Below are 24605 nucleotides of genomic sequence, written 5' to 3' on the forward strand. Positions count from 1 at the left end.
TCAATCGGACTCGTCGGCCGAACCATGGCTGCTGTCACCGAAGTTCAGCCCATGCTTGCGTAACTTGTCGTGCAAGGTCTTGCGTGGGATGCCCAAGGCTTCGGCCAGGCTGCGCACCGAGCTGTGGGGGCGGGCCAGTTCGGCGGCGATCAGGGTTTTTTCGAAGTTTTCCACCTGCTCGCTCAAACCGCCACTGACCAGTTCCACCGGTGCGCTGGGGCTGCCGTCGGGCGCGCTGTTGTCCAGGGCCAGTTCCAGGCCCAGGGCGAAACGTTCAGCGGCGTTCTGCAGCTCCCGCACATTGCCCGGCCAACTGTGGCGCAGTAGCAGCGCCCGTTGTGCCGGTTGCAATTCATGGGGCGGCAGGCCGTGGCGAGCGCTGGCTTCGTCGGCGAAATGCTGGAACAGCATCAGCGCATCTTCCCCCCGTTCACGCAACGGCGGTATGCGCAGCGGCGCGACATTCAGGCGGTAATACAAGTCGGCGCGAAAACGCCCCTGGTCGGCGGCCTGGCGCAGGTCTTCCTTGGTGGCGGCGATCACGCGGATATCCAGCGGAATCTGTTGATTGCCCCCCAGCCGCTCCACCACGCGCTCCTGCAGCAGGCGCAGCAGCTTGACCTGGACATCCAGGCTCATGCTTTCGATTTCATCCAGGAACAGCGTACCGCCGTTGGCGAATTCGAATTTGCCGATGCGGCGTTTCTGCGCGCCGGTAAACGCGCCGGGTTCGTGGCCGAACAGCTCACTTTCCACCACCGACTCGGCCAGGGCCCCGGCGTTGATCGCCACGAAGGGGCCGTTGCGCCGGCCTGAAAGATCGTGCAACGCACGGGCGACCACTTCCTTGCCGGCTCCGGTTTCGCCGAGGATCAGCACGTCGGCGCGGGTGGCGGCCAATGCACCGATTTGCTCGCGCAGGCGCAATATCGGTGCCGATTGGCCGACCAGGCGAGCGCTGAGTTCATGGCGATCACTCAGGGCCAGGCGCAGGCTGCGGTTGTCCAGCACCAGGCGGCGCAAGGCCAGGGCCCGGCGTACGCTGTCGAGCAGATGATCGCTGGCGAAGGGTTTTTCCAGGAAGTCATAGGCTCCGGCGCGCATCGCCTGCACTGCCAGTGGCACATCGCCGTGGCCGGTGATCAGCAACACCGGCAGCTCCGGGTCCTGGGCGTGAAGTTCGCCCAGCAGTTCGAGGCCGTCCATGCCCGGCATGCGAATATCGCTGACCACCACGCCCGGCCAGTCACGGGGCAGTTGCCCGGCCACACCCTTGGCTTCGGCCAGGGGCAGGATTTTCAGGCCGGCCAGGTCGAGGGTCTGGCTCAAGGCCTGACGCAGATGGGGATCGTCGTCGATCAGCACCACCTCAATCCGGTTGTCGATGGTCATACACTTCGGTCCTCGGACGGTTGCAGGCTCACCCCGGGGGCGCCGGCGCGCAGCTTCAGGGTAATCAGGGCGCCGCCTTCCTTGTGGTTGGCGAACGACAGTTCACCGCCAAAGGCGCGCATCAGGGTGTCGCAGATCGCCAGCCCCAGGCCAAGGCCCTGGGTGCGGGTCTTGGTGGTGTAGAAGGGTTCGCCGGCACGGCCCAGGGCTTCCATGCAAAACCCTGGGCCGTTGTCGCGGATGTACAGGTTGACGCCGGTTTCGGTGGCCTGGGCACTGAGCCAGAGTTTGCGCGGCGGGCCTTTCTCCGTGAGGGCATCGAGGGCGTTGGCCAGCAGGTTGCCGAGCACCTGGCGCAAGCGGGTTTCGCCGGCCTCGACCCACAGCGTGGCGGCCGGCAAATCGCGGATCAGCTCCACTTCCATGCTGCGTCGGCGCTTGGCGAGCAGGGCCAGGGCATCGTCCAGCGCCGGCTGCAGGGCGACGCTTTCCGGCGCATGTCGGTCGCGGCGGGCGAAGGCGCGCAGGTGGGCGATGATCGAGGCCATGCGCCCGGTCAGTTCGCTGATCAGCTTGAGGTTGCCCCGGGCGTCTTCGGTGCGTTGGTGGTCGAGCAGAATTTCGGCGTTTTCGGCGTAGCTGCGAATCGCCGCCAGCGGTTGGTTGAGTTCGTGGCTGATGCTCGCCGACATGGTGCCCAGGGCCGACAGCTTGCCGGCCTGCACCAGGTCATCCTGGGCGCGGACCAACTCCTGCTGGGCCTGCTCACGCTCCAGTACTTCCTGCTTCAGCCGTCGGTTCAGTCCTTCCAGGTCGCTGGTGCGCTCGGCCACCCGGCCTTCCAATTCGTGACGGGCCTTGGCTTCGAAGGCGATCCGATCCAGGTAATGGCGCCGGCGTTGCATCATCAGCCCGAGCAACAGCATCAAGACCAGCAACGCTGCGCCACCGATCGCGACCACGGTGCGCACTGGGCGATCAATCAGCGTGCGCGGGGCGAGAATGCTCACGCTCCAGCCGGTTTCCTCGATGGACTGGGTCTGGGGCAGCCAGGCGTTGGCGTCCAGGTTCAGCGGCTTGGGATCGCGGGTCGGATACGGTTGTACGGCGCTGATGGCCTCGCGCTCGGCGTCACTCAAGGGCCGCGTCGCGCGAAATCGCCATTCCTGTCGCGACGTGAGGATGACCACGCCATTGTGGTCGGTCACCAGCAATTGTTCCGGGGTCTTGCCCCACAGGCTTTCGGTGTGGTCCAGGTCGACCTTGACCACCAGCACGCCGATGACTTTCTCGCGGTCGCGCACGGCGGCGGCAAAGAAATAACCGCGCTTGGCCGACGTCGTGCCCAAGCCGAAGAAGCGGCCCAGGCGCCCGGCCATGGCTTCGATGAAGTACGGCCGGAAGGCGAAATTGCGTCCGACGAAACTGTCGTGTTTGTCCCAGTTCGACGCGGCCAGGGTCTTGCCGGAAGGGTCCATCAGGTACATGACTTCGGCGCCGGTCTGGGCGCTGATGTTTTTCAGCAGCCGGTTGGCATTGCCTTGGGTCACGCCATCGTCCGGGGCCGACAAGGCGGCGCGCAAGGCCGGCAGCTCGCCGAGAATCTGTGGCAGCACCTCATAACGGTGCAGTGTGCCCAACAGGTTGGCGACGTAGAGGTCCAGGGTCTGGCGGTTCTGCCCCGCCAGCTCGCTGCGGTAATAACGTTCGGCCAGGTGCTCCAACGGCCACAGCAACGGCGCCAGGCACAGCGCGAGCAAGGCCAGGCTGCGCCAGCGGGGTCTGCGGGGAAGGGTGGAGTTCATGAGCCTCGGGCGCCTGTGGTGACAGGCGTATTATGCCCAGCGCCGCCTCACAAATACTATTTGTAAGGCAGTACTAGATTTGTCCGGCTAGGCACTGCTGCAACGCGTTTCGCCAGTCCGGTTGGCTCACCCCCCACGTCTTGAACAGGCGCGTGCAATCCAGGCGCGAGTTAAGTGGTCGCGGGGCCGGAGTCGGATAAGCGCTCGACTCAATGGGCTCAAGCAATGCGCACGGCTTGTGCCGAGCGAGCAGGTTTTCGCCGATGGCCTGGGCGAAACCGAACCAGGACGTCTCGCCCCGGGCTGTCAGGTGATAGGTACCCCAGGCGCCGGATTGGCCGGCCTGCCAGCGCTCGATCAGTTGCGCGGTGCTGTCGGCAATGGTGCCGGCCCAGGTCGGTGCGCCGACCTGGTCGGCGACCACCCGCAGCTGCGGTTTTTCCTGCAACAGGCGCTGCATGGTCAACAGGAAGTTGCGGCCCTCGGTGGAGTACACCCAACTGGTGCGCAGGATCAGGTGCTGGCCGCCAGCCTGGCGGATGGCGTTCTCGCCGGCCAGCTTGCTGCGTCCGTAGACACTCAATGGGTTGGGCGTGTCGTCCTCGGTGTAGGGGGTGGGCTTGAGGCCATCGAAGACGTAGTCGGTGGAGTAATGAATCAGCGGGACGCCCAGCGCAACCGCTGCCTGGGCCAGGATGCCTGGTGCCGTGGCATTGATGGCGAACGCCCGCTCCGGTTCGCTCTCGGCCTGGTCGACAGCCGTGTGGGCGGCGGCATTGATGATCAGGCCGGGCCTCAGGGCTTCAATGGGGGCGTGCAGGGAATCCGGTTGCGCCAGGTCGAGCTGGTCGCTGCCGCGTACGATCAACTCGCCCAGTCCGCCCAGGCGCGATTGGAGCGCCCGGGAAACCTGGCCATTCTGGCCGATGATCAAGATGCGCAGGGGAGCACTCATGGGAACAGGTCTGCCTCGTGCAGGGTCTTGCCGTTCTGGTCCTTGGCCGAGAGGATCGGCGCGCCTTCGAACTCCCAATCGATGGCCAGCTGCGGGTCGTCCCAGCGAATGCAGCGTTCGGCCGAGGGTGCGTAGTAATCAGTGGTCTTGTAGAGGAAGTCCGCTGATTCGCTCAGTACCACGAAACCGTGGGCAAACCCTGGCGGGACCCACATCTGCCGGTGGTTCTGCGCCGACAAACGTACGCTGGCCCATTGGCCGAAGGTCGGCGAGCTGCGGCGGATGTCCACCGCGACATCCAGCACTTCCCCCGCCGTGACGCGCACGAGTTTTCCCTGGGCCTGTTCGATCTGATAGTGCAGGCCCCGCAGCACGCCCCTGGTGGAGCGTGAATGGTTGTCCTGGACGAACTGCAGGGTGCAGCCGGTCGCTTCGGCAAAGGCCCGGGCATTGAAGCTTTCGTAGAAAAACCCCCGGTCGTCGCCAAAGACTTTCGGTTCGATGACCAGGACATCCGGCAGGCGAGTGGCGATGACCTTCATCGTGTTTCTCCGGCGATATTGAACAAGTACTGGCCGTAGCCGGTCTTGCCAAAATACTGGGCGCGTTCAAGGACGTGCTCGCGGCTGACCCAACCTTGCTGGTAGGCAATTTCTTCCAGGCACGCCACTTTCAGGCCTTGGCGATGTTCGATGGTCTGCACGTATTGGGATGCTTCCAGCAGGCTGTCGTGGGTGCCGGTGTCCAGCCAGGCGAAACCACGGCCGAAGCGCTCGACGTGCAAGTCGCCGCGTTGCAGGTAGACATTGTTAACGTCGGTGATTTCCAGTTCGCCGCGCTTGGACGGCTTGATTGCCTTGGCGATCTTGATCACGTCGTTATCGTAGAAATACAGGCCGGTCACCGCGTAGCTGGATTTGGGCGCGGTGGGTTTTTCTTCTATGGACATTGCTCGTCCTTCTGAATCGAAGTCGATCACGCCAAAACGCTCAGGGTCCTTGACCCAGTAGCCGAACACCGTCGCGCCACTCTGCCGGTTGACGGCGGTCTGCAACTGTTCGCCAAAATGCTGGCCGTGGAAAATGTTATCGCCCAGGATCAGGCACACCGAATCGCTGCCAATGAACTGTTCGCCAATCAGGAACGCCTGGGCCAGGCCATCGGGCCTCGGTTGCTCGGCGTAGCTGAACTGCACGCCAAACTGTTGGCCGTCGCCCAACAGGCTGCGGTATTGCGGCAGATCCTGCGGGGTGGAAATCACCAATATGTCCTTGATGCCGGCGAGCATCAGCACCGAGATCGGGTAATAAATCATCGGCTTGTCATAAACCGGCAAGAGTTGCTTGGAAACCCCGAGGGTAATCGGGTGCAAGCGTGTGCCGGAACCGCCGGCCAGAACAATGCCCTTCATCATGCAATCGCATCCTTGTTGTCGAGCGAGCCGAGGCGCTCGCCCTGATAGCTGCCGTCCTGGACACGCTGGCACCACAGCAGGTTCTCGAGGTACCACTGCACGGTCTTGCGCAGCCCGGTTTCGAAGGTTTCCCGGGGGGTCCAGCCCAGTTCCCGTTCGATCTTGCTGGCGTCGATGGCGTAGCGCAGGTCGTGGCCGGGGCGGTCCTGGACGAAGCTGATCAGGTCGGCATAGTGTTCGACCCCCTCGGGTTTGCGTGGCGCCAGTTCTTCGAGCAACGCGCAGATGCTGCGCACCACGTCGATGTTTTTCTGCTCGTTGTGGCCGCCAATGTTGTAAGTCTCGCCGACCGCGCCTTCTGTGACGACCTTGAGCAGCGCACGGGCATGATCTTCGACGAACAGCCAGTCGCGAACTTGCTGGCCGTCGCCGTAGACCGGCAAGGGCTTACCGGCCAGTGCGTTGAGGATCACCAGTGGAATCAGCTTCTCGGGGAAGTGAAACGGCCCGTAGTTGTTCGAGCAGTTAGTCAACAGCACGGGCAAGCCATAGGTGCGCTGCCAGGCGCGGACCAAATGGTCGGACGCCGCTTTGCTCGCCGAATACGGTGAGCTTGGGGCGTAGGCGGTGGCCTCGGTGAACAAGTCATCCACGCCGTGCAGGTCGCCATACACTTCGTCGGTGGAAATGTGGTGGAAGCGAAACGCGCGTTTCTGTGGCTCGGGCAGGGCCTGCCAATAGGCTCGCGTGGCTTCCAGCAGGCTGTAGGTGCCCACGATATTGGTCTGGATGAAGTCCGCCGGGCCATCGATGGAGCGGTCTACATGGGACTCGGCCGCCAGATGCATGATGGCGTCAGGCTTGAATCGCGCCAGCACTGCACTGACGGTGGGTTGATCGACGATATCGGCCTGGACGAATTCGTACCGGCTGTCGTGATCGATGCTGCTCAGTGATTCGAGATTGCCGGCATAGGTCAGCTTATCGAGGTTCAGGACCTGGTGCCCGGTATCAAGAATCAAGTGCCGTATGAGAGCCGAGCCGATGAAGCCGGCACCGCCAGTGATGAGAATGCGCATCCAGTAAGCCTTTTGGACCAGAGAGTCGAGCGATAAGAGCATAGCTTGTAGGCATGGCGAGGGCGGCGCAAGTGGGAGATTGCCGCGTCGACAGGCGACCAGCGCAAGAATGAACGTAAATCCCCTCACCGCAGGCCCAATACCAGGACGCGTATGTAAGAGGGGTTGCTTATCCCACGACTCAGTGGCGAGATAGTCATCCAATCAAAACCACCTCAGGGGTCGTTGTATGCCACTCACTACGTTGGTTCACCGTGCCAGTTTGCCAAGCCCACAGATCAGCGCCGAGCAGGCGTTGGTGCTGTTGCGCTTGAATTACGGACTCAGCGGTGACCTGCGACCCCTCGGCAGCCACCAGGACCTCAATTACCGCGTCGACAGCGAGCGCGGGCGCTTTGTGCTGAAGGTTTGCCATGGCGACTACGCCGTCCAGGAGCTCCAGGCCCAACACGCTGCCCTCAAACATTTGGCCGGGCACGGCGCGGTGAAGGTGCCGCGGGTGATTACCGCCAGCAACGGCCAGGACCTGCTGACATTGGACGTCGACGGCCAGGCGGTCCATATGCGGCTGCTGGAGTACATCGACGGCCAGTCCCTCACGCAGCTCAAGCACTTGCCGGCTGAGCTGGTGACCGGCCTGGGCCGCCTGTGCGCGGAAATGGACCTGGCCCTGGCGACATTCGACCACCCAGGCCTGGAGCGTACCCTGCAGTGGGACGCGCGCCACGCCCCCGCCCTGGTCGATCACCTGTTGCCTGTCATCGACGACGATCAGCGGCGGCAACTGATCGCCGAGGTCGCGCAACAGGCCGAGCGGCGCTTGCAGCCGCTCAAGGCCAGCCTGCCGGTGCAGGCGATCCACATGGACATCACTGATGACAACGTGGTCTGGCAGCGCGATGCCCAGCGCCAATGGCAATTGCAGGGCGTCATCGACTTCGGCGACCTGATCCGCACCTGGCGCATCACTGACTTGTCGGTGACGTGCGCGGCCCTTCTGCACCACGCCGACGGCGATCCATTCTTCATCTTGCCGGCGATCAAGGCCTACCACGCAGTCAACCCCTTGCAGCGCGAAGAACTGTTGGCGCTGTGGCCACTGATCGTGGCGCGTGCCGCGGTACTGGTGCTCAGCGGTGAGCAGCAGGTTTCCATCGACCCGGGCAACCAATACAGCCGCGACAACCTGGCCCATGAATGGGAGATTTTCCGGGTCGCCCACTCGGTGCCCCTCGAACTGATGGAAGCGGCGATTCTCACCGCCGTCGACCAAAGCCTGCCGCCGATTGCCAGCGAAGGCTTTGCGCCGCTGTTGCCGACCCTGGTGGGGCGTGAGTTCGCGCTGATTGACCTGGGGGTGCTGAGCCCACACTTCGAGGCTGGCAATTGGGAGCAGCCGGGGATCGACCAGCGCCTGCTGAGCGAGGCCGCGGGCGTTCATGGCCTGGCCGCCAGCCGCTACGGGCAGTACCGGTTATCCCGGACCCGGCCGGACAGCGCCGTCGAACCCGATACCTATCCACTGCACGTGGAGTTGAGCGTTCCTCAGGGGACGCCGCTCGAATCCCCGTTCGCTGGGGTCGTGCACAAGATGGCCGACGGCCTGTTGCAGCTGGACAGCGCGCAGTTGAGCGTGCGGCTGTGGGGCGTGACGTCGCCGCTGCATTCCGGCGCGGCACTGGTCAAGGGGCAGGTGCTGGGCGAAGTGACGGGGCCGTTGCGGGTCCAGTTGTGCCGTGGCGCCCAGGTGAACCCACCGTTGTTCTGCACACCCACCAGAGCCCCGGCCTGGCAGGCGCTCTGCCCTTCGCCGGCGGTGCTGCTAGGGCTGGCTTGCGATGCCGAGCCGGAGATCGATCCCGACGTGCTGCTGGCCCGTCGCGATGCAAGTTTTGCCCGTTCGCAGAAGCACTATTACGTCGACCCGCCGCGTATCGAGCGCGGCTGGCGCAACCACCTGATCGACATGCAGGGCCGCTCGTACCTGGACATGCTCAACAATGTCGCGGTGCTGGGCCACGGTCATCCACGCATGGCGGCAGTGGCTGCCCGGCAGTGGTCGCTGCTCAATACCAACTCGCGTTTCCACTATGCGGCGGTTGCCGAATTTTCCGAGCGTCTGCTGGCGTTGTCGCCGTCCAACATGGACCGTGTGTTCCTGGTCAACAGCGGCACCGAGGCCAATGACCTGGCGATCCGCCTGGCCTGGGCCTACAGCGGCGGGCGGGACATGCTCAGCGTATTGGAGGCCTATCACGGCTGGTCGGTGGCGGCCGATGCGGTCTCGACGTCCATCGCCGACAACCCCCAGGCCTTGAGCAGCCGCCCGGACTGGGTGCATCCAGTGACCGCCCCGAACACCTATCGCGGCGAATTCCGTGGCCCCCACACCGCGCCGGACTACGTGCGCAGCGTCGAACACAACCTGGCGAAAATCGCCGAGAACAAGCGCCAACTTGCCGGTTTCATCTGCGAACCGGTGTACGGCAACGCGGGTGGGATCGCGCTGCCACCCGGTTACCTGAAGCAGGTCTACGCGATGGTGCGCGAGCGTGGTGGGGTCTGCATCGCCGACGAAGTACAGGTCGGTTACGGGCGCATGGGCGAGTTTTTCTGGGGCTTCGAAGAGCAAGGCGTGGTGCCGGACATCATCACCATGGCCAAGGGCATGGGCAACGGCCAGCCGCTGGGTGCGGTCATTACCCGCCGGGAAATCGCCGAGGCGCTGGAGGCCGAGGGGTATTTCTTTTCGTCGGCCGGAGGCAGCCCGGTCAGTTGCCAGATCGGCATGGCGGTGCTGGATGTCATGGAAGAAGAAAATCTCTGGGAAAACGCCCGGGTGGTGGGCGGGCACTTCAAGGCGCGACTGGAGGCCTTGATCGACCGTTATCCATTGGTCGGTGCGGTGCATGGCTCCGGGTTCTACCTGGGCGTGGAATTGATCCGCGACCGCGACACATTGGAGCCGGCCACTGAAGAAACCACGGCGCTGTGCAACCGCCTGCGAGCGTTGGGGATTTTCATGCAACCGACCGGCGATTACCTGAACATCCTCAAGATCAAACCGCCGATGGTCACCACGCGCCAGAGCGTGGATTTCTTCGTCGATATGCTGGTGAAGGTCTTGGACGAGGGGCTGTAACCAATCTGGCACGCCAAGCTGTTCCCCTGTGGGAGCGAGCTTGCTCGCGATGGACGGTGCCCAAGCCAATATTGATTTGGCTGACTCGCCGCTATCGCGAGCAAGCTCGCTCCCACAGGGTTTTGCGGTTTTTTAAATCGATTTTTGTCGATGTTTGGCGCTATTTTTTGATGGGTGCTGGTTTTTATGGCTTTATTAGTCGATATTTATCGTCTATAAAGTTGCCACTGCCCATCGCCCAGGAGATGACCCATGACAACGTTGCACAGCACTCCCCGCGCGGATGGTTTCCACATGCCTGCCGAATGGGCGACCCAGACCCAGGTCTGGATGATCTGGCCCGAGCGCCCCGACAACTGGCGCCTGGGCGGCAAGCCTGCGCAGGCGGCACACGTCGCGGTCGCCAAGGCCATCGCCCGTTTTGAACCGGTGACCGTGGCGGTGTCTGCGGCCCAATACGAAAATGCCCGGGCGCGTCTCGACGTGCCGAATATCCGCCTGGTGGAAATGTCCAGTGATGACGCCTGGGTTCGCGACACCGGTCCCACGTTCGTGATCAACGACAGTGGTGAAGTACGCGGTGTCGATTGGGATTTTAACGCCTGGGGCGGTTTCGACGGTGGCCTGTACGCGCCCTGGAACCGTGACGCGCAAGTGGCCGGCAAGATCCTCGAGATCGAGCGCAGCCCGCGTTATCGCACCGAAGGTTTTGTGCTCGAGGGCGGCTCGATCCACGTGGATGGCGAAGGCACCCTGATCACCACCGAAGAATGCCTGCTCAACCGCAATCGCAACCCGCACTTGAGCCGTGAAGAGATCGAGGCGGTGCTCAGCGCACAATTGGCGGTGGACAAGATCATCTGGCTGCCGGATGGCCTGTTCAATGACGAAACCGACGGCCATGTGGATAACTTCTGCTGCTACGTGCGGCCAGGTGAAGTCCTGCTTGCCTGGACCGACGACCCGCAAGACCCGAACTACACCCGCTGCCATGCGGCGATGGACGTGCTGCAAAACAGCACTGACGCCAAGGGGCGCCCGTTCACAGTGCACAAAATGCCGATTCCGGGGCCGATGTATGCCACCGAAGAGGAATGCGCAGGCGTCGATGCGGTGGAAGGTTCCCAGGAACGTAACCCGACCGTACGGCTGGCCGGTTCCTATGTGAATTTCCTGATCGTCAACGGCGGCATCATCGCCCCAAGTTTTGACGATCCGCTGGACGCGCCGGCCAGGGACATCCTGCAAAGCCTGTTCCCGCAGCACGAAGTGGTCATGGTGCCAGGACGCGAACTGTTACTGGGGGGCGGCAATATCCATTGCCTTACTCAACAGCAACCTGCACCGCGGGCAAAATGAGTGGCGATGTAACAGCTGGGTGATATCGGCTGCGCCGGCGCTAAGTCGGCGTTTTTGGATCCATCCTGGCAAGCCCGCGGCCCGATTGGGTCGTGGGTTTTTTTGTGCCTGTCTATAGCTGTCGTGGATACATTGGCATAGCTCTTGTATCAGCATCCCCGCAGTTTCGGGGAGCGGAACTGCGTTGTTTTGTCATAAACCTTGGATAAATTGGCCGCTCATCAACCAGGAGAGGGCGCTGGAATGAATATGATAAGCGAGCGCACATGCCATCCCTTGGCCGTTAATGGTGAGTCGCTTCAAGCCTTGGCGCAGTGGTTGAAGTCCAACGGAACGCGTCAGATCAGAGAACCTGATCCGCGCCGGATGATCGTTGAGCGTTACCCCGCTGGCCTGTTCAGCGAGGCGGAGCTGGAAGCGTTGTGGGATGTGATGCAAGGATAGAATTCGACGGATTGATAAAAAGCGCTGGCCGGGATGGCAGCGCTTTTTTTGTGTCCGAAAGAACTGTGGATTCACGCAAACCCCCTGTGGGAGCGAGCAAGCCAATGACTAACGCAAGCCCTACCGGGCTGATCGCGATGAGCAGTTCTTAGACATTTTTCGCCTAATTACAGACGATTCACGAAATTGACACACCGTTGAGGGCGCGACTAGGATTCGTCCTACGCCTGTGGCTAACAGCCATGACTCTTAAATAATAAAAAGGCCCGACACGATCATTCGTGGGCGGGCCTTTTCATTATTTTCAGGAGCAAGAGTCCGAAAAAGAGCGCAAAAGCGCCATTTCGGTTGCCCGTCGCAGTGCGTATCAACCCGTACAAGGAAAATAAACATGTTGAACAAGCGCATTAGTTTGATCGCACTGGGGATCTTGAGCACGACACACGCCATGGCCAACGACCAGGCTGAGTCCAAAGGGTTCGTTGAAGACAGCAGCTTGAAAGTGCTGTTGCGCAACGCTTATATCAATCGCGACTACAAAGATGGCAACGAAGACAAGGCCGAATGGGGCCAGGCGGCCATCGGTACCTTCTCGTCCGGTTTCACCCAGGGCACCGTGGGTGTCGGCGTGGATGCGTTCGGTTTGTACGCGCTGCGCCTGGACGGCGGTAAAGGCCGCAGCGGGGCGGGCGGCATCGACTTCTTCAAGCAAGGCGACAGCGGCAACGCGGTCGATGACTTGTCCAAGTTCGGCGCGGCGGTCAAGTTCCGTGTCTCCAATACCGTGTTGGCCTACGGCGACCAGATGCCGGCCCTGCCGGTGCTCAGCTATGACAACTCGCGCCTGCTGCCGGAAAGCTACACCGGCACGCTGATCACCTCCAAGGAGATCAAGGGCCTGGAACTCAATGCCGGCCGTTTCACCGCCGAATCGCGCAAGAGCGCTGAAGGCCGCGACAGCGGTGGCCTGAAGTCGATCAACGTCTTGGGTGGCAGCTATCAGTTCACCGAGCAGTTCAAGGCTTCGCTCTACGCCTCGGATGTCGAGGACGTATTGAAGAAGCAATACGTGAACGCCAACTACGTGTTCCCGCTGGCCAAGGATCAGTCCCTGACCCTGGATTTCAACGGCTATCGCACCAAGCTGGACAACAGCTACGTTCGCGAAAACAACGTCACCGGCGACGACAACAAGATCTGGAGCCTGGCTGCCACCTTCGCTACGGGCCCGCACAGCTTCACGCTCGCCCACCAGCGCAGCACCGGCGACAGCAACCTGGGTTATGCCTATGGCGGCTATCAGCGCGAGCAGAATCGTGTGGGTGACGGCGGCAACACGATCTATCTGGCCAACTCCTACTGGTCCGACTTCAATGCTGAAGACGAACGCAGCTGGCAGTTGGGCTACGGCCTGGACTTCACCACCTTCGGCGTACCGGGCCTGAGCTATAACGTCGCTTATGTGCGTGGCGATAACATCACCACCTCCACCAGCGAAGGCGGTACCGAGCGCGAGATCTTCAACCAGTTCAAGTACGTGGTCCAGAGCGGTCCGGCCAAGGACTTGAGCGTCAGGTTGCGCAGTTCCGTGTTGAGGGTGTCGCAGAAGTCTAGCGAGTACAACGTCAGCGGCAATGAGCTGCGGGTGTTTGTGGATTATCCGATCAGCGTCTTCTGATGCCTGAATAGGTTACGAGCGTATAAAACCGTGGCGAGGGAGCTTGCTCCCGCTGGCCGTAGGAGTTGCCGTAGGCTGCGATCTTTTGATCTTTTGATCTTTTGATCTTTTGATCTTTTGATCTTTCGCTTGAGACTCAACTGTCTGGGAAAGATCGCAGCCTCGTTGCACTCGACAGCTCCTACAGAGCCCAGCGGGAGCAAGCTCTCTCGCCATGCTTGAGTCATGTCTGCCTGAAATGAATAGCGTTGCCGCCTCAAGCTCGGGTCTTTTTGGCTTTCAGCGCAAGAAACACCGCTGGAACCGCCTGTTTTCCCGAGCAAAAGTCGTACTAATTCAACTTTGCCCGCCGTTTCAAGCACCGCTTGAAATGCCTGAAATACTTTCTCATGGACGTAAATCCTGCACCTACTAGATTAGGCCGCTCAATGCAGTGGAGACCTATGAAAAATGATCGTTCTGAACAGGGAAGTGGGCGAAGCGCTAAGACGTGACAAATACGTCAACGTTCGCGGTGGGGACTTCAACCTCTACGGTCATTTCGGCGATTTTGTCCGGCTGACCAAAAGCTGGGAAAACATGGAACCCGACAGTTACTACGGCCAGGCCGAGTCAGGCATGCGTTTTCGCCGCTACAGCGACTTCCAGTACAACCCTACGACCCGCGAGCTCACCCAGCTCGAACACCGGGCCTACATTCAGTCCAAGGCCAACAACAGCTATGTCGGCGGGTTGGAACGGCACTTCCAGGATTTCTCCAACGAAGTGATCAATTCGCCGGTGATGCGCAGCCTGATCGACACGGATTTCGAGGTTTACAAGAACGTCCTGCCGCAGGAACTGCACGATGAAATCTGGCAATGCCAGATCCATCAGATCCGCATCGAGATCAAGCCTGGCAAGCAGCTGGAAATCACCCCCGAAGGGATCCACTGCGACGGCTATCCGTTCAGCGGCGTGCATTTCTGGGGACGCCATAATGTGGCGGGTGCGGAAAGCCGCTTGTACAGCGCCCAGGAAGAACAGCTGGCGGCGACGACCTACGAGGACATCCTCGACACCACGTTCTTCCTGGATCGCGACATGCGTCATTACGTGACCCCGGCGCGCAACACCCATAGCCATGACATGGCTTATCGGCAGATCCTGGCCATTTCCTTCTCGCGGCCCGGGACCGCTTTCGACATTGTTCGCTGAACGGCTCGAACCCATGGACGAGCCGACGCAGCAGGTTCTGTTGCGCCGGGCCATGGTCCGGGACGCCGAGCGACTGGAGCGGTTCTTTCGCGGTTTCGACGAAGTGTCGTTCTGCGAATGGCAGGATGCCCGATTCTTGCGCGGTGTGTTGTTGCAAGACACCACCACCGCGTACCTGGCCATCGATGCGAGCGGTGACGTGGTGGGCGCAGTGATCGGCGGCATGCTCGGTACCCGTGGCACGATCAATCACTTGGCGGTCAGCCCGCAGCATCGCACCAAAGGCCTGGGCCAGCGCCTGGTCGAGGCCGCATCGGCGGACATGAAGCGGGTCGGCGTGCTGCGCATGTTCCTTTTCGTCGACGATGCTAATCTGGCCGGCAAGCGCTTCTGGGCGGCCCAGGGCTTCTGTGAGCCCCGGGGTGAAATCACCTTCGAGAGGGATTTATGAACAAGACTTCCAGCCAGCCGCTGGCAGTCGAACCACAAGCCTCGCGTACCTTTGCTGAAGCCAGTCCGGTGGTAGCGGGTTATTTCACGGTTTCGTTTGTGTTCGGTCTGATGGCGGTCAACGCCGGGTTGCCCCTGTGGTTGCCGGTGGCGATGTGCCTGTTCGTCTACGCGGGCGCTTCGCAATTCGCGGCGCTGGCGTTGATTTCCAGCGGTGCGTCGCTGACCACCATCGTGCTCACCACGTTCCTGATCAATGCCCGGCACATGCTGATGTCGGTCTACATGGCCAAGGCCCTGCGTGCGCTGGGGCTCAGTCGTTTCGAGCGTTGGTGCTACGCGGCGGGGCTGACGGACGAGTCGTTCGCGTTCCATAGCGTCAAGCTCGGCAGCGGCGCGCCGGTAAGCGTGCGCTACCTGGTCGGTTTCAACCTGTTCTGCCACACATCCTGGGTACTCGGTGGCTTGTTGGGCGCCGTGTGTGCGCAATACGCGGCGCACCTCATCAAATACCAGCTCGACTATGCCCTGACCGCGATGATGCTCTATGTGCTGGTTTCGTTGTGCAACACCCGTAACAAACTGATCGCAGCCCTGGCGGCTGTCGTCTGCATGGGCGGGCTGAGCCTGCTGGGCAGCTCGCCATTCAATGTCTTCATTGCCACGTTCGTTGGCTGCGGGGTGGGCGTATGCCTGACCAAACGTTCCTGATCCTGGTCGTGGCCCTGATGATGGCCGTGACCTTCCTGCCGCGCGCCCTGCCGTTGCAGATCAATACCGACCATTGGCCGCCTTTCGTCGCCCGCGCCCTGGAATACCTGCCAGTGGCGATCGTCGCTGCCATCAGCCTGACCCCGTTGCTGATCAAGGACCAGCAGATACAACTCGATCGCCCTGAGTTTTATGCCGCGATTCCGACGCTGTTATGTGCGTATTTCAGCCGCAACCTGTTTCTCAGTGTGGCGGTGGGCACGGCGGCGTACATCGCGCTCGGTTCGTTCCTGTAGCGTCAGGTCCACCACGTCGTGCAGCGCCTGGCCGGACAACTCCGAATTGTTCACCGCCAGGCGGACTTCAAGGAAATCTTCGAAGTCCGGGAAAATCGCCAGGCCGTTGCGCAGCGCCGCCTCCCGGGACACCAGCCCCAAACCATCGAGCTGCGTGATCAACGACAACGTCAGCGTCTCACTGCAGGAGTACACCATGCGCTGGCTCGACCCGTATTCGCCCAGGCCCGCGTCGAGAAAACGCAGGAAGCTGTGGGAATACGGACATTCTTCTGCCGGACGCACCTGAAACTTGTCACCGAGCAGGCCAAGGGAATCGTCTGCCTCGCCACAATGGGCGCCGACCACCCGCACCTGCACATCCGGCATGGTGATGCTGGTAAAACCGCTCTGTTGCTGGCCGATCAGGATCGCCAGGTCAAAATCTTCGTTCCTGAGCTTGCTCAGGTTCTCCATCGACTCGGCGTAGCTGAATTCCAGCTGATACTGGGGGAACACGGCAATCAACCGGTCGATCATCCGCCGGTTGAAATCCGCCGGCAGGGTGGTATTGAGCGCCACCCTGAGGGTGCGCTGTCGCGGGGTCTTGAGCGCCGCGACTTTCTCCTCCAACTGCCGGGTGGCAACCAGCACCTGATCCATGAAGGGGGTCAGTTCCGAGCCTTGGCTCGTCAACGTCAGGCCCTTGTTCGAGCGCCGGAACAACCGGAAACCGAACTGTTCCTCGACCTTGTTCAACTGCGCCGCCAACGCCTGCACCGTGAGGCACGAATGCTCGGCCGCTGCCGACAACGAACCGGTCTGCACGATACGCATGAGGTTGCGTAGGGTTCTGCTATCCATGAGGTAATGCCCTCTGCTTAAGTGGGCTCGCTATTGTTGTGCACCTGGGCCGGGCCAGGCAGTGCATGCGGGCTATCATCATGCACCTTGCCACGGTTGTCGCGATTTTGTGCCGAAAAGCGCCGGGAGGCGATGGTTGGAGCTTATGCGGGATTTGGGGATTTTGCCCAGTCGGTGCTGGCCGGGATCAGTTAGCAGGGTCATAGGTGGACTGTCTTGCGAAAAATCCTGCGTGAGTCTCACGCCCGACCCTGGTTACGTTTTTTGACTTGGGAAGTCATGCCGAATTATTCAAATAGGGAGCTGTGGATTCCATTTACGAATAAAATCTTAAAAATAATCCGCATCTGTACTATTCTCTAAGCACCACCCCGCGACAAAGGAGCCCAAACCCATGGCGACTTCCTCCATTACCCTCAACGCACAGCAACAATTGGATTCCCCGGATGCGGGTCGAGTCGCGTTGAAGTTTTTCTTCAATCTCATGGCGCTCTGGGGCTGCAGCGTCGAACAGCAGCGCACATTGCTGGGCAAGGTGGGAAACACGACCTTCTACAAATACAAACAATTGCCGGAAAACGTGAAGCTGCCTCGCGATACGCTGGAGCGCATTTCCTACCTCATGGGTATCCACAAGGCGTTGAGCATTATCTTCAGCAACAGCCGGGACCGTGCGTATCAATGGGTCAGCAGCCCCAACACCGCGGCACCGTTCAACGGCCAGTCGGCGCTGTCCTACATGCTGACCGGCCGGGTGGTGGACATCGCCGATGTGCGGCGATACCTCGACGGAGTGCGCGGTTGATGGTGCCACCACTGGCGGACCCGCAATGGAACCGGGCCTATCGCATCGTCAACAGCAGCTTCCCGCCGATTTCGCTGTTTGAAGACGTACTCGACCCGGAAGACCTGCCCACGGCCTACGCCCTGGAAGCGTTGACCAACGATCGGCTGATGGAGCAAGCCGGCGTGCTGTCCCGGGTCCGCCCCGAGGACCGCATTTCCGGGCCCGGCTCTTCGCCGGTAATGGCGGCATTCACCCACATCGGCAAAAGCAGCCGCTTCAGCGACGGCACCTTCGGCGTCTACTACGCCGCCAGCAGCCAGGAAGCCGCCATCGCCGAAACCTGCTACCACCAGGCTCGATTCCTTGGCGCGACCAACGAGCCGGACCTGGAGTTGACCATGCGCACCTACGTCAACAAGGTCATCAAACCCCTGCACGACATCCGCCACGACCACCCCCACCTCCACAACCCGGACCCCACCGCCTACGGCCCATCCCAAGTGTTCGCCCGGCAACTGCGTGAAACCTTGTCCTGGGGGCTGCTGTACAACAGCGTCCGCCTGCCCGGCCACGAATGCGTGGCCGCGTTTCGCCCGCCGGCGGTTTCGATTCCGACGCAGGGCAAGCACATTCGGTACGTCTGGAGTGCCCAGAAGCGGGAGATTTCGTTTGTGTTTGAGGTGAGTCAGGTGTGAGGCAGGGCTTTATGGTGTTTTATGGCTGGGCAATAATTATTGCCCAGCCATAATTTTCAATAATTCGCGATTATTGAAACCAGATGCTGCTGTGCAGCCAGCGGGAGCAAGCTCCCTCGCCACAAAAGCGCCGGCTGATCAAATCTTGAATTGCTGCACCGAAGCCTGCATCGACCCCGCCGCGTTGTTCAATTGATCCGCCGTTTGCGTCAGGGTGTGAATCGAACGGGTGTTCTCACGGGACTGCTCGGCAATCGACTCCACCCGCTGGGCCATTTCATCGCTGGCCTTGGATTGCTCGGCAATGGTCTGGGATATTTCCTCCACCACTTCGGCGGCATGCCGGGCACCGGTGCGGATTTCGCTGATGGACACCCCGGCCTGCTGGGCCAGGTTGACGCCTTCGTCCACGCGGCTGACGCACGCCTGCATATTCGCCACCGCGTCCCGGGCGCTGGACTGGATGCGCTCGATCATCGCGGTGATTTCCTGGGTGGACTGCGTGGTGCGCGCCGCCAGGTTGCGCACCTCATCGGCCACCACCGCAAAACCACGCCCCGCCTCACCGGCACGGGCGGCTTCGATGGCGGCGTTGAGGGCCAGCAAGTTGGTCTGTTCGGCGATGCTCTTGATCACTTGGATAATGGAGTGAATGTCTTCGGACGACGCGTCCAGTGCCGTGATCTTGCTGGACGACTGGTTGACCACCTCGGCGATCCGGTTCATGCCTTCCACCACCCCGAGAATCACCTGGCCACCGCTGCTCGCCAGCTGCTCGGACTGCGCCGAGATCGTGCGGGCGCTGTCGGCGTGCTGATGGATCTGGCTGATGTTCGCCATCATCTGTTCCATGCTCGCTGCCATGCTCGTCGCGCTATGGGCTTGCTGATCGGCGCTGGACACAATCTGCCGCGCCGTATCGCCCAAATTCCGAGACGTGCCATGCAACTCATCGCTCTGGCCGCGGATCGTGGCGATCATCTGCCGCAGATTGGTCTGCATCTGCTCGATCACACCTTGTAACTGACCCAGCTCATCCTTGCTTTGAGCCCCCATCGAGCGCTGCAAATCCCCTTGGGAAATCGCCTGGGTATTGAGGATGATTTTGTTCAGCGGCGTCAGCACCGCCTTGAGCAGGTTCCACGACAACAGTGCCAGTGCCACACAAGTGGCCAACAAGGTAACGATCAGCCAGGTTTGCGAGGTTTGAATGCTGCTGTCCTGATACTCGCGGGACGACTGCGCTTGGTTCTCGATCAACTCGCTCACTGCCTCGTTGCGTTCCTCCAGCGCTGAAAACGCCTTGTCGAACTCCGCCCGCAACGCATGGCCATCCTGCGCACCACTCAGCGCCTTGCCAATGACTTGCTTGGCTTTATCGATGTAGGTTTCGACTTGTGGTTTCAACTCGATGATCGCCTGGGCGACATCCTTGGGCAGCTTGGCTTCGGCGTTTTCGGCGATGACCTTGCGCATCCGCTGCGTATGCTCATCGAATGCCTCCGTCACCTCCTTGGCCGCCTGAGTGTCCCCCGGCGCCACCAGCAATGCAGCCAACACATCGGCACGTATGGCGTCATGCATCATGTCCGCCTCCATGTGCTTGCGCATGGCCGAAATACTGGTCTCGTTCTGCACCAGGGCCTCGGTCATGGAGTGATAACCCCACAACCCGATACCGCCAAGCAACAGCGCGAAAGAAAGGCTGACCAACCCCGAGCCTATGACCTTGGTGCGGATTTTCATCGCGTACTGCTCCTGGAGCGGGGGAATTCTGGGAAGTGTAGTCGAGTGCCAGCAGAGTCCTGGGACAGGCCATGTTCTTATTCGAGGCTATCGGCGCAGGGAAGAATTAGATGAGCCTGTGGCGAGGGAGCTTGCTCCCGCTGGGGTGCGAAGCAGCCCTTCTTTAGGTTGCTTCGGCAGATAAAATCCAATGCTGCCCCGTTCGTGAGCAGCATTGGTTTGCGACCCTTAAGCCGGATTACTTCCCGGCGCCTCCAGCACCTTCACCACGTCATCGATGACGGCCTTGCTCATATCCTGCAAATAACACGACGCCCAGGCATACCGATCCGTGCTACGAATCATCGCCGCATCCTCGGCCAGGACCTTGGCAACGTGGAGCAGGTCGGAAGCGTGGGACAGGGCTTCGCCAATGGGGATGCCGCTGTTGACGCGGAATAGCGGGCGGTCGGAGTGGTAGGAGAAGGGGGTTAAGCCTGGGGTTTTGAGGTCTTTGGGATGGGTCATTGCGCACCTCCGTTTACCAATTGGCGGCGGGTGGTGACTAGCAAAGCGATAAAGCGAGACTGCAGCAGATCCATGGCATGCATCGATAAACTCCCATATCAAGTGAGAGCTGCCACGTTCGTTCTCAGGCGAATGGGTGGCAGCTGTGCGCAGGCTGAGAAACCGGAGATACAGGAACCCGGCAGACCCGAAGGTCTCCCACGCACAGCCGCCATTGCACGGAATGCGGACATGAAAAAACGCCGCAAAACGTGGTTCGGGCGCTGTAGCGCCTGCATCTTACTCGGGTTCTCAGGCCCGGTCGCTGAATTGGCAGCGACAGTTGGAGAGTAGCTGGCGATGGGGGAGGCTGCAATCGTGGCGCGATGCTGGCGGGTGAGGTTTAGGTAATTTTATGGATGGGCAATAATTTGCCTCGCAGTGGAAATGCCGAGCTGTCGACGCGCGAAGATAAGTGATTGGAGGAAATTTCCAATGGATGATGAATATGAGGAATTTCGGCAGGACGCATTCGACCCTGAACGTCAAATGACAGAGTCGGAAGCGCTGGCTAAGCGGGGCCAATTGCCCTTTAAGTCGGCCCTGATGAGCGATGATGCGGCCTTGATTCGTAAGGTGCGAGAGCGGCTTGCGGCCCCACAACGAGTTAAAGTTTCTATGAATGATCTATAGCCCTGAGTTCGGTGGGCAGGAATGACACAGTCTGTACGGACCCGGACACAGGCGGAAGGGTGTCTTCCAATGAGATGTTGAGGTCTAGCTGTATCGGTAGTTGAGGCAGAGGAGAAGCGGCATGTTTGAATATGCGTTGGACATTCACGAGGAGCCAGGCTGCGTCTGGCTGTCGTGCGCGGAAATTCCGGAAATGCACGCCGCCGGCGATAATCTCGAAGAAGCCTTGGACGGCGCCCTTGATGCGATCGAGACAGCACTGTCCATCTACGTCGATGAACGTCGGGCAATTCCTGCCGGTAAACCAGGTGGGCAGACAGGCCATTTCGTGCTCCGCCTACCCACTCTGACTGCAGCCAAGGTTGGGCTGTGGAATGCGCTTCTGGAGTCTGGAATGAGCAAAGCCGAGCTGGCGCGCCGCCTGGACGTACAAAGACCTCAAGTAGATCGTCTGGTCGACTTCTTGCACCACTCCAAGATCGAGAACGTCGAGCGCGCCTTGGAACAACTCGGTCGCCGACTCTCGCTTTCAGTGGAAGCAGCCTAAGCCCCAGTGGCTGATCGCTGGTGAAAAGCCCCCACAACACCGCTGTCGGGGGCTTTTTTGTACCTGGGCACTGCTGTTGATAGGCCTTGAAGAAATTCTGCAGCCAAGAAAAATTTACTGAGAAAGTACTTATCTCCCACCGACGGGCCTTGCGTCGGCATTTGGGCCGCGCAAAGATTTGCCAACCTCTGGCAAAAGATGCTGTTTGGTTGAGCTGGTCCAGGAAAGGCTGCCCGTCGTCTTGGCCGAAAAATTGTCGGTGGCTTTGACGGCCTCATCGCGAGCAAGCTCGCTCCCGCAGGTTTTTCAGGGGGGGCGGATAAAAAGTGAACACCCCAGAAACAACAAAGCCCTCGCATTTCTGCGAGGGCTTCGTTTTGTATGGTGCGGCACCAAGAGTCGAACCGACAGATAACTATTTGTTATTTAATGTGATTTTAGGTGTGTTACACAGCCTCTACCCCAAAGTGTACCCTGAAGATTAGAATAAGCGCTGAGCGCGTTGGAAATTGTCCCCGCGCTAAAATGTCAATTTTTAAGCGAGTGGATGAGACAAATGGACAGGTCTAAGAGTTTAGAGAGCGGAAGCAGTTTGTCCGACGCCTCTGATGAATTTGGTTTATTTTCTCATCCCCTAAACGACATTGACAGGGATGTCCTGAAAGCGGCGTTAATTGCAGAGGGTGAAAAGAGTCAAGAGAGGTTCCCCGAACTCTGTGATTCGTTGTTGTCACAGTTTAGAGCCTCATATCCGCCGCATATTATTGCAATGCTTAGCGCTTACGGCCTTCAGGTGCAGGTTGGAGACGAGGGAGTATCGCGAGAGTCTATGATGCCGGACGTCCAACAGCACCATGTGGAAATCCTCCAGGCATTGGCACTTACTATTCCACACGGTGAATGGGGACAGAGACCAGCGAAACCGTTGGAAATTCAAAAGGTGGTTGAGAATGTGAAGGCTCTTGCTGACGCGTTCATTCATCGTCGATTTCTTTCGATGGTGGAGGAACGAGACGCCTCCCAGCAGACAATACTCATGCTCCAAGAGCGGCTAAGAGCTCATACGCAATTTGTAAGGAATTGGGGTTATTTCGCTGCTGTTTCCAAGATATCAAAGGAACTATATAGTCCTCTAGATCAGGATGTAAAAAAGTTTTTTGGGTTTAGCGCTACTGATCTTATCGACGTGTCGGTTGCAATCTTGAAGCGTTTGGAGGAACGCTCAAGTAAGAGGATGCAGCTTCTTCAAAAGATATTTAGATCGAAAACAAAGGAAAAATTAGTTAAGCGGTACTTCGCTATTTATCCTTATGTAGAAGGAAACCCTTCAGAGTTTCTTAAAGGTTTGCCGAAAGATATTGATCTGATAGGTGTGGCTGGAATTCTACAAGCACACTCCGACATGGTTTTACCATCATTAGCGAGTGTCGAAGTAGAAAAAATTGCAGAGCTGACGAAGCGATCAGAAGATGTTGTTTTGCTCATTCTGAACCGTCTTTCTCTAATGCCGGGGGATCTTGATCGGGAAAATATTCCTAATTTCTTTCTCAGTAATCCAACGTGGATTGCGCCGGGAATTAATATCGCAGGTGGATTTTTCTTTCCAGTTCCGCAAGTCATATTCAGTAATATCCACGCTGTGATGAGATCATTGTTAGACGACGCAGGCTTGCTAGAAAAACTGAAAAAGCGCCGAGCAATTTATCTAGAGGAGAAAATTAAGGATGTAATCGAGGGTGTCTTTCCGACCATTAAGTTTGCGTTAAATGCCAAATGGATAGTAGGTCAAGATAGATTTGAAACAGATTTTCTTGGCCAAGTCGACCGTGCGATACTTATTGTTGAAGCAAAATCTGCGGCTCTTACTCCCCAAGGTTTACGTGGTGCCCCTGATCGAGTGAAACGGCATGTGCGAGATCTTATCGTCGAACCCGCGGAGCAATCGCATCGTCTCGAGCAAATCTTGTGGAAGGCAAAGTCAGGTGATGCTGATGCTTTAAAACTCACAGCACAACTGGGTTTGGTCGCTGAAAAAGTAGACACCATTATTCGTATCTCTGTAACGCTCGATGACTTTTCGGTAATTTGCAGTGCTGAGGCGGAGTTAAAACGTGCTGGATGGGTGCCAGAGGATCTCCCCTTGGCTCCTACTCTAAATATTGCTGACCTAGCATGTGTTGCCGAAATTCTTAACGAGCCAGCATACTTCCTTCATTATTTTGCAGAGCGTGAACGAATTCAAAAGTCTACGCAAATGATGGGGGATGAGATGGACTATCTCGGCCTTTATCTTGAAACAGGCTTCAATTCCGCAGTCCTTGAAAGCGAGGATACTTGCGTGGCTATAGTTGGTATGTCTCGTTCGGTCGATCACTTTTATAATAGCGCAGACGCAGGCGTTCGAGTCCGAAAACCAAAAGTTAAGCTGCATCCGCATCTTGAGCGTATCGTATTAGAAATACAGCGGAAGGGTGTTGAAGCTTGGACCACTATGGTTATTGATATGCTTAGAATCGGTGATTTTGGGCAACAAACTCAGCTCTTCAAAGAGTTGGAAAATCTTAAAATAAGTGTTCAAAAAAACTACCAAGATCCTTATCACCTATCATCGATGATTATCGAGCCGCCAGCGCACCGAGAAGCAAGTGTGGTTTTTTACGTGTATCCAAAAGCTATTTCAGAGCGGCGAAATGAATCGGTTTCGGAGATTGCTAGTAATGTTCTTGAGGACGGTGGGAAGAAGCGATGTGTTGTTGTGGGGCGTATGATTGAGGAGTGGACTAGACCCTATCAGTTTCTGATGGTCGCTACTCCACCTGTTAATTAATCACTGGGGAGTTATGGAGTGCTAGTCGAGGCGGCTTTGTGAGAGGGTCAAAGTGAAAA

General features: G+C 59.2%; 22 protein-coding genes. 13 read left to right on the forward strand and 9 right to left on the reverse strand.

The window, feature by feature from the left end; translation table 11 throughout:
- The 6 genes from LQ215_RS07460 to rfbB form a co-directional block, all read right to left on the reverse strand.
- Positions 1 to 1392 (reverse strand): sigma-54-dependent transcriptional regulator, encoded by a 1392-nt coding sequence (locus tag LQ215_RS07460; RefSeq protein WP_230148495.1) that lies wholly within the window; start codon positions 1390 to 1392, stop codon positions 1 to 3.
- A complete protein-coding gene (locus tag LQ215_RS07465) occupies positions 1389 to 3197 on the reverse strand; it encodes a sensor histidine kinase (protein ID WP_230148497.1) in 1809 nt (602 codons plus the stop codon). The genes LQ215_RS07460 and LQ215_RS07465 overlap by 4 nt, the downstream gene beginning before the upstream one ends.
- Positions 3198 to 3270: 73 nt before the next feature.
- Entirely contained in the window at positions 3271 to 4152 is an 882-nt protein-coding gene (gene rfbD, locus LQ215_RS07470) for a dTDP-4-dehydrorhamnose reductase (RefSeq protein WP_230148505.1), read from the reverse strand.
- Positions 4149 to 4694, reverse strand: a complete 546-nt coding sequence (gene rfbC / locus LQ215_RS07475; protein WP_230148507.1) for a dTDP-4-dehydrorhamnose 3,5-epimerase — start codon at positions 4692 to 4694, stop codon at positions 4149 to 4151. Before rfbC ends, rfbD begins: the two co-directional genes overlap by 4 nt.
- Positions 4691 to 5566 carry a glucose-1-phosphate thymidylyltransferase RfbA gene (rfbA, locus tag LQ215_RS07480; protein WP_230148509.1) on the reverse strand — a complete coding sequence of 292 codons (876 nt, stop codon included), beginning with the start codon at positions 5564 to 5566 and terminating at the stop codon, positions 4691 to 4693. Before rfbA ends, rfbC begins: the two co-directional genes overlap by 4 nt.
- Entirely contained in the window at positions 5563 to 6645 is a 1083-nt protein-coding gene (rfbB, locus tag LQ215_RS07485; RefSeq protein WP_230148511.1) for a dTDP-glucose 4,6-dehydratase, read from the reverse strand. Before rfbB ends, rfbA begins: the two co-directional genes overlap by 4 nt.
- 229 nt (positions 6646 to 6874) lie before the next feature.
- On the opposite strand from rfbB, the gene LQ215_RS07490 reads away from it, so the two are divergent.
- From LQ215_RS07490 to LQ215_RS07525, 8 genes are all read left to right on the forward strand, one after another.
- Positions 6875 to 9787 (forward strand): aminotransferase, encoded by a 2913-nt coding sequence (locus LQ215_RS07490; protein WP_230148513.1) that lies wholly within the window; start codon positions 6875 to 6877, stop codon positions 9785 to 9787.
- Positions 9788 to 10039: 252 nt separating this feature from the next.
- Complete coding sequence (aguA, locus tag LQ215_RS07495) at positions 10040 to 11146, forward strand: agmatine deiminase (protein ID WP_230148515.1); 1107 nt, start codon at positions 10040 to 10042, stop codon at positions 11144 to 11146.
- Between the two features lie 243 nt (positions 11147 to 11389).
- Entirely contained in the window at positions 11390 to 11590 is a 201-nt protein-coding gene (locus LQ215_RS07500; protein WP_041475659.1) for a hypothetical protein, read from the forward strand.
- A 391-nt stretch (positions 11591 to 11981) separates the two neighbouring features.
- Positions 11982 to 13268: an OprD family porin gene (locus LQ215_RS07505; protein WP_230148517.1), complete on the forward strand. Its 1287-nt coding sequence runs from the start codon at positions 11982 to 11984 to the stop codon at positions 13266 to 13268.
- A 450-nt stretch (positions 13269 to 13718) separates the two neighbouring features.
- Complete coding sequence (locus LQ215_RS07510) at positions 13719 to 14465, forward strand: 2OG-Fe dioxygenase family protein (RefSeq protein ID WP_230148519.1); 747 nt, start codon at positions 13719 to 13721, stop codon at positions 14463 to 14465.
- A gap of 13 nt (positions 14466 to 14478) precedes the next feature.
- Positions 14479 to 14916 (forward strand): GNAT family N-acetyltransferase, encoded by a 438-nt coding sequence (locus LQ215_RS07515; protein WP_230148521.1) that lies wholly within the window; start codon positions 14479 to 14481, stop codon positions 14914 to 14916.
- Positions 14913 to 15626 (forward strand): AzlC family ABC transporter permease, encoded by a 714-nt coding sequence (locus tag LQ215_RS07520; RefSeq protein ID WP_003196767.1) that lies wholly within the window; start codon positions 14913 to 14915, stop codon positions 15624 to 15626. Before LQ215_RS07515 ends, LQ215_RS07520 begins: the two co-directional genes overlap by 4 nt.
- Entirely contained in the window at positions 15605 to 15922 is a 318-nt protein-coding gene (locus LQ215_RS07525) for an AzlD domain-containing protein (RefSeq protein WP_116643381.1), read from the forward strand. Before LQ215_RS07520 ends, LQ215_RS07525 begins: the two co-directional genes overlap by 22 nt.
- On the opposite strand, the gene LQ215_RS07530 is transcribed toward LQ215_RS07525, so the two are convergent.
- On the reverse strand, positions 15839 to 16765 hold the full coding sequence (locus LQ215_RS07530; RefSeq protein WP_230148523.1) for a LysR family transcriptional regulator: 927 nt from the start codon (positions 16763 to 16765) through the stop codon (positions 15839 to 15841). The two genes, LQ215_RS07525 and LQ215_RS07530, sit on opposite strands and share 84 nt — an antisense overlap.
- A gap of 394 nt (positions 16766 to 17159) precedes the next feature.
- On the opposite strand from LQ215_RS07530, the gene LQ215_RS07535 reads away from it, so the two are divergent.
- Together LQ215_RS07535 and LQ215_RS07540 are read left to right on the forward strand one after the other, a co-directional pair.
- The gene (locus tag LQ215_RS07535) at positions 17160 to 17570 is read left to right on the forward strand and encodes an MbcA/ParS/Xre antitoxin family protein (protein ID WP_003196771.1); all 411 of its coding nucleotides are present in this window, start codon (positions 17160 to 17162) and stop codon (positions 17568 to 17570) included.
- Complete coding sequence (locus tag LQ215_RS07540; RefSeq protein WP_230148590.1) at positions 17570 to 18247, forward strand: RES family NAD+ phosphorylase; 678 nt, start codon at positions 17570 to 17572, stop codon at positions 18245 to 18247. The genes LQ215_RS07535 and LQ215_RS07540 overlap by 1 nt, the downstream gene beginning before the upstream one ends.
- A 138-nt stretch (positions 18248 to 18385) precedes the next feature.
- Here the strand turns inward: LQ215_RS07540 and LQ215_RS07545 are convergent, their stop codons facing one another.
- Both LQ215_RS07545 and LQ215_RS07550 read right to left on the reverse strand, forming a co-directional pair.
- A complete protein-coding gene (locus LQ215_RS07545) occupies positions 18386 to 19993 on the reverse strand; it encodes a methyl-accepting chemotaxis protein (RefSeq protein WP_230148525.1) in 1608 nt (535 codons plus the stop codon).
- A 228-nt stretch (positions 19994 to 20221) separates the two neighbouring features.
- Positions 20222 to 20500, reverse strand: coding sequence for a DUF3077 domain-containing protein (locus LQ215_RS07550; protein WP_057449173.1), 279 nt, complete (start codon positions 20498 to 20500; stop codon positions 20222 to 20224).
- A gap of 474 nt (positions 20501 to 20974) precedes the next feature.
- Here LQ215_RS07550 and LQ215_RS07555 point away from each other — a divergent pair, with 474 nt between their 5' ends.
- From LQ215_RS07555 to LQ215_RS07565, 3 genes are all read left to right on the forward strand, one after another.
- Positions 20975 to 21172 (forward strand): type II toxin-antitoxin system RelB/DinJ family antitoxin, encoded by a 198-nt coding sequence (locus tag LQ215_RS07555; RefSeq protein ID WP_230148527.1) that lies wholly within the window; start codon positions 20975 to 20977, stop codon positions 21170 to 21172.
- A gap of 121 nt (positions 21173 to 21293) precedes the next feature.
- Positions 21294 to 21719, forward strand: coding sequence for a type II toxin-antitoxin system HicB family antitoxin (locus tag LQ215_RS07560; RefSeq protein WP_230148529.1), 426 nt, complete (start codon positions 21294 to 21296; stop codon positions 21717 to 21719).
- 556 nt (positions 21720 to 22275) lie between these two features.
- Positions 22276 to 24546: a hypothetical protein gene (locus LQ215_RS07565; RefSeq protein ID WP_230148531.1), complete on the forward strand. Its 2271-nt coding sequence runs from the start codon at positions 22276 to 22278 to the stop codon at positions 24544 to 24546.
- Positions 24547 to 24605 lie beyond the last annotated feature (59 nt).

Origin of the sequence: Pseudomonas brassicacearum, from assembly GCF_918698105.1 — a bacterium.
Classification (GTDB): Bacteria; Pseudomonadota; Gammaproteobacteria; order Pseudomonadales; family Pseudomonadaceae; genus Aquipseudomonas; species Aquipseudomonas brassicacearum_F.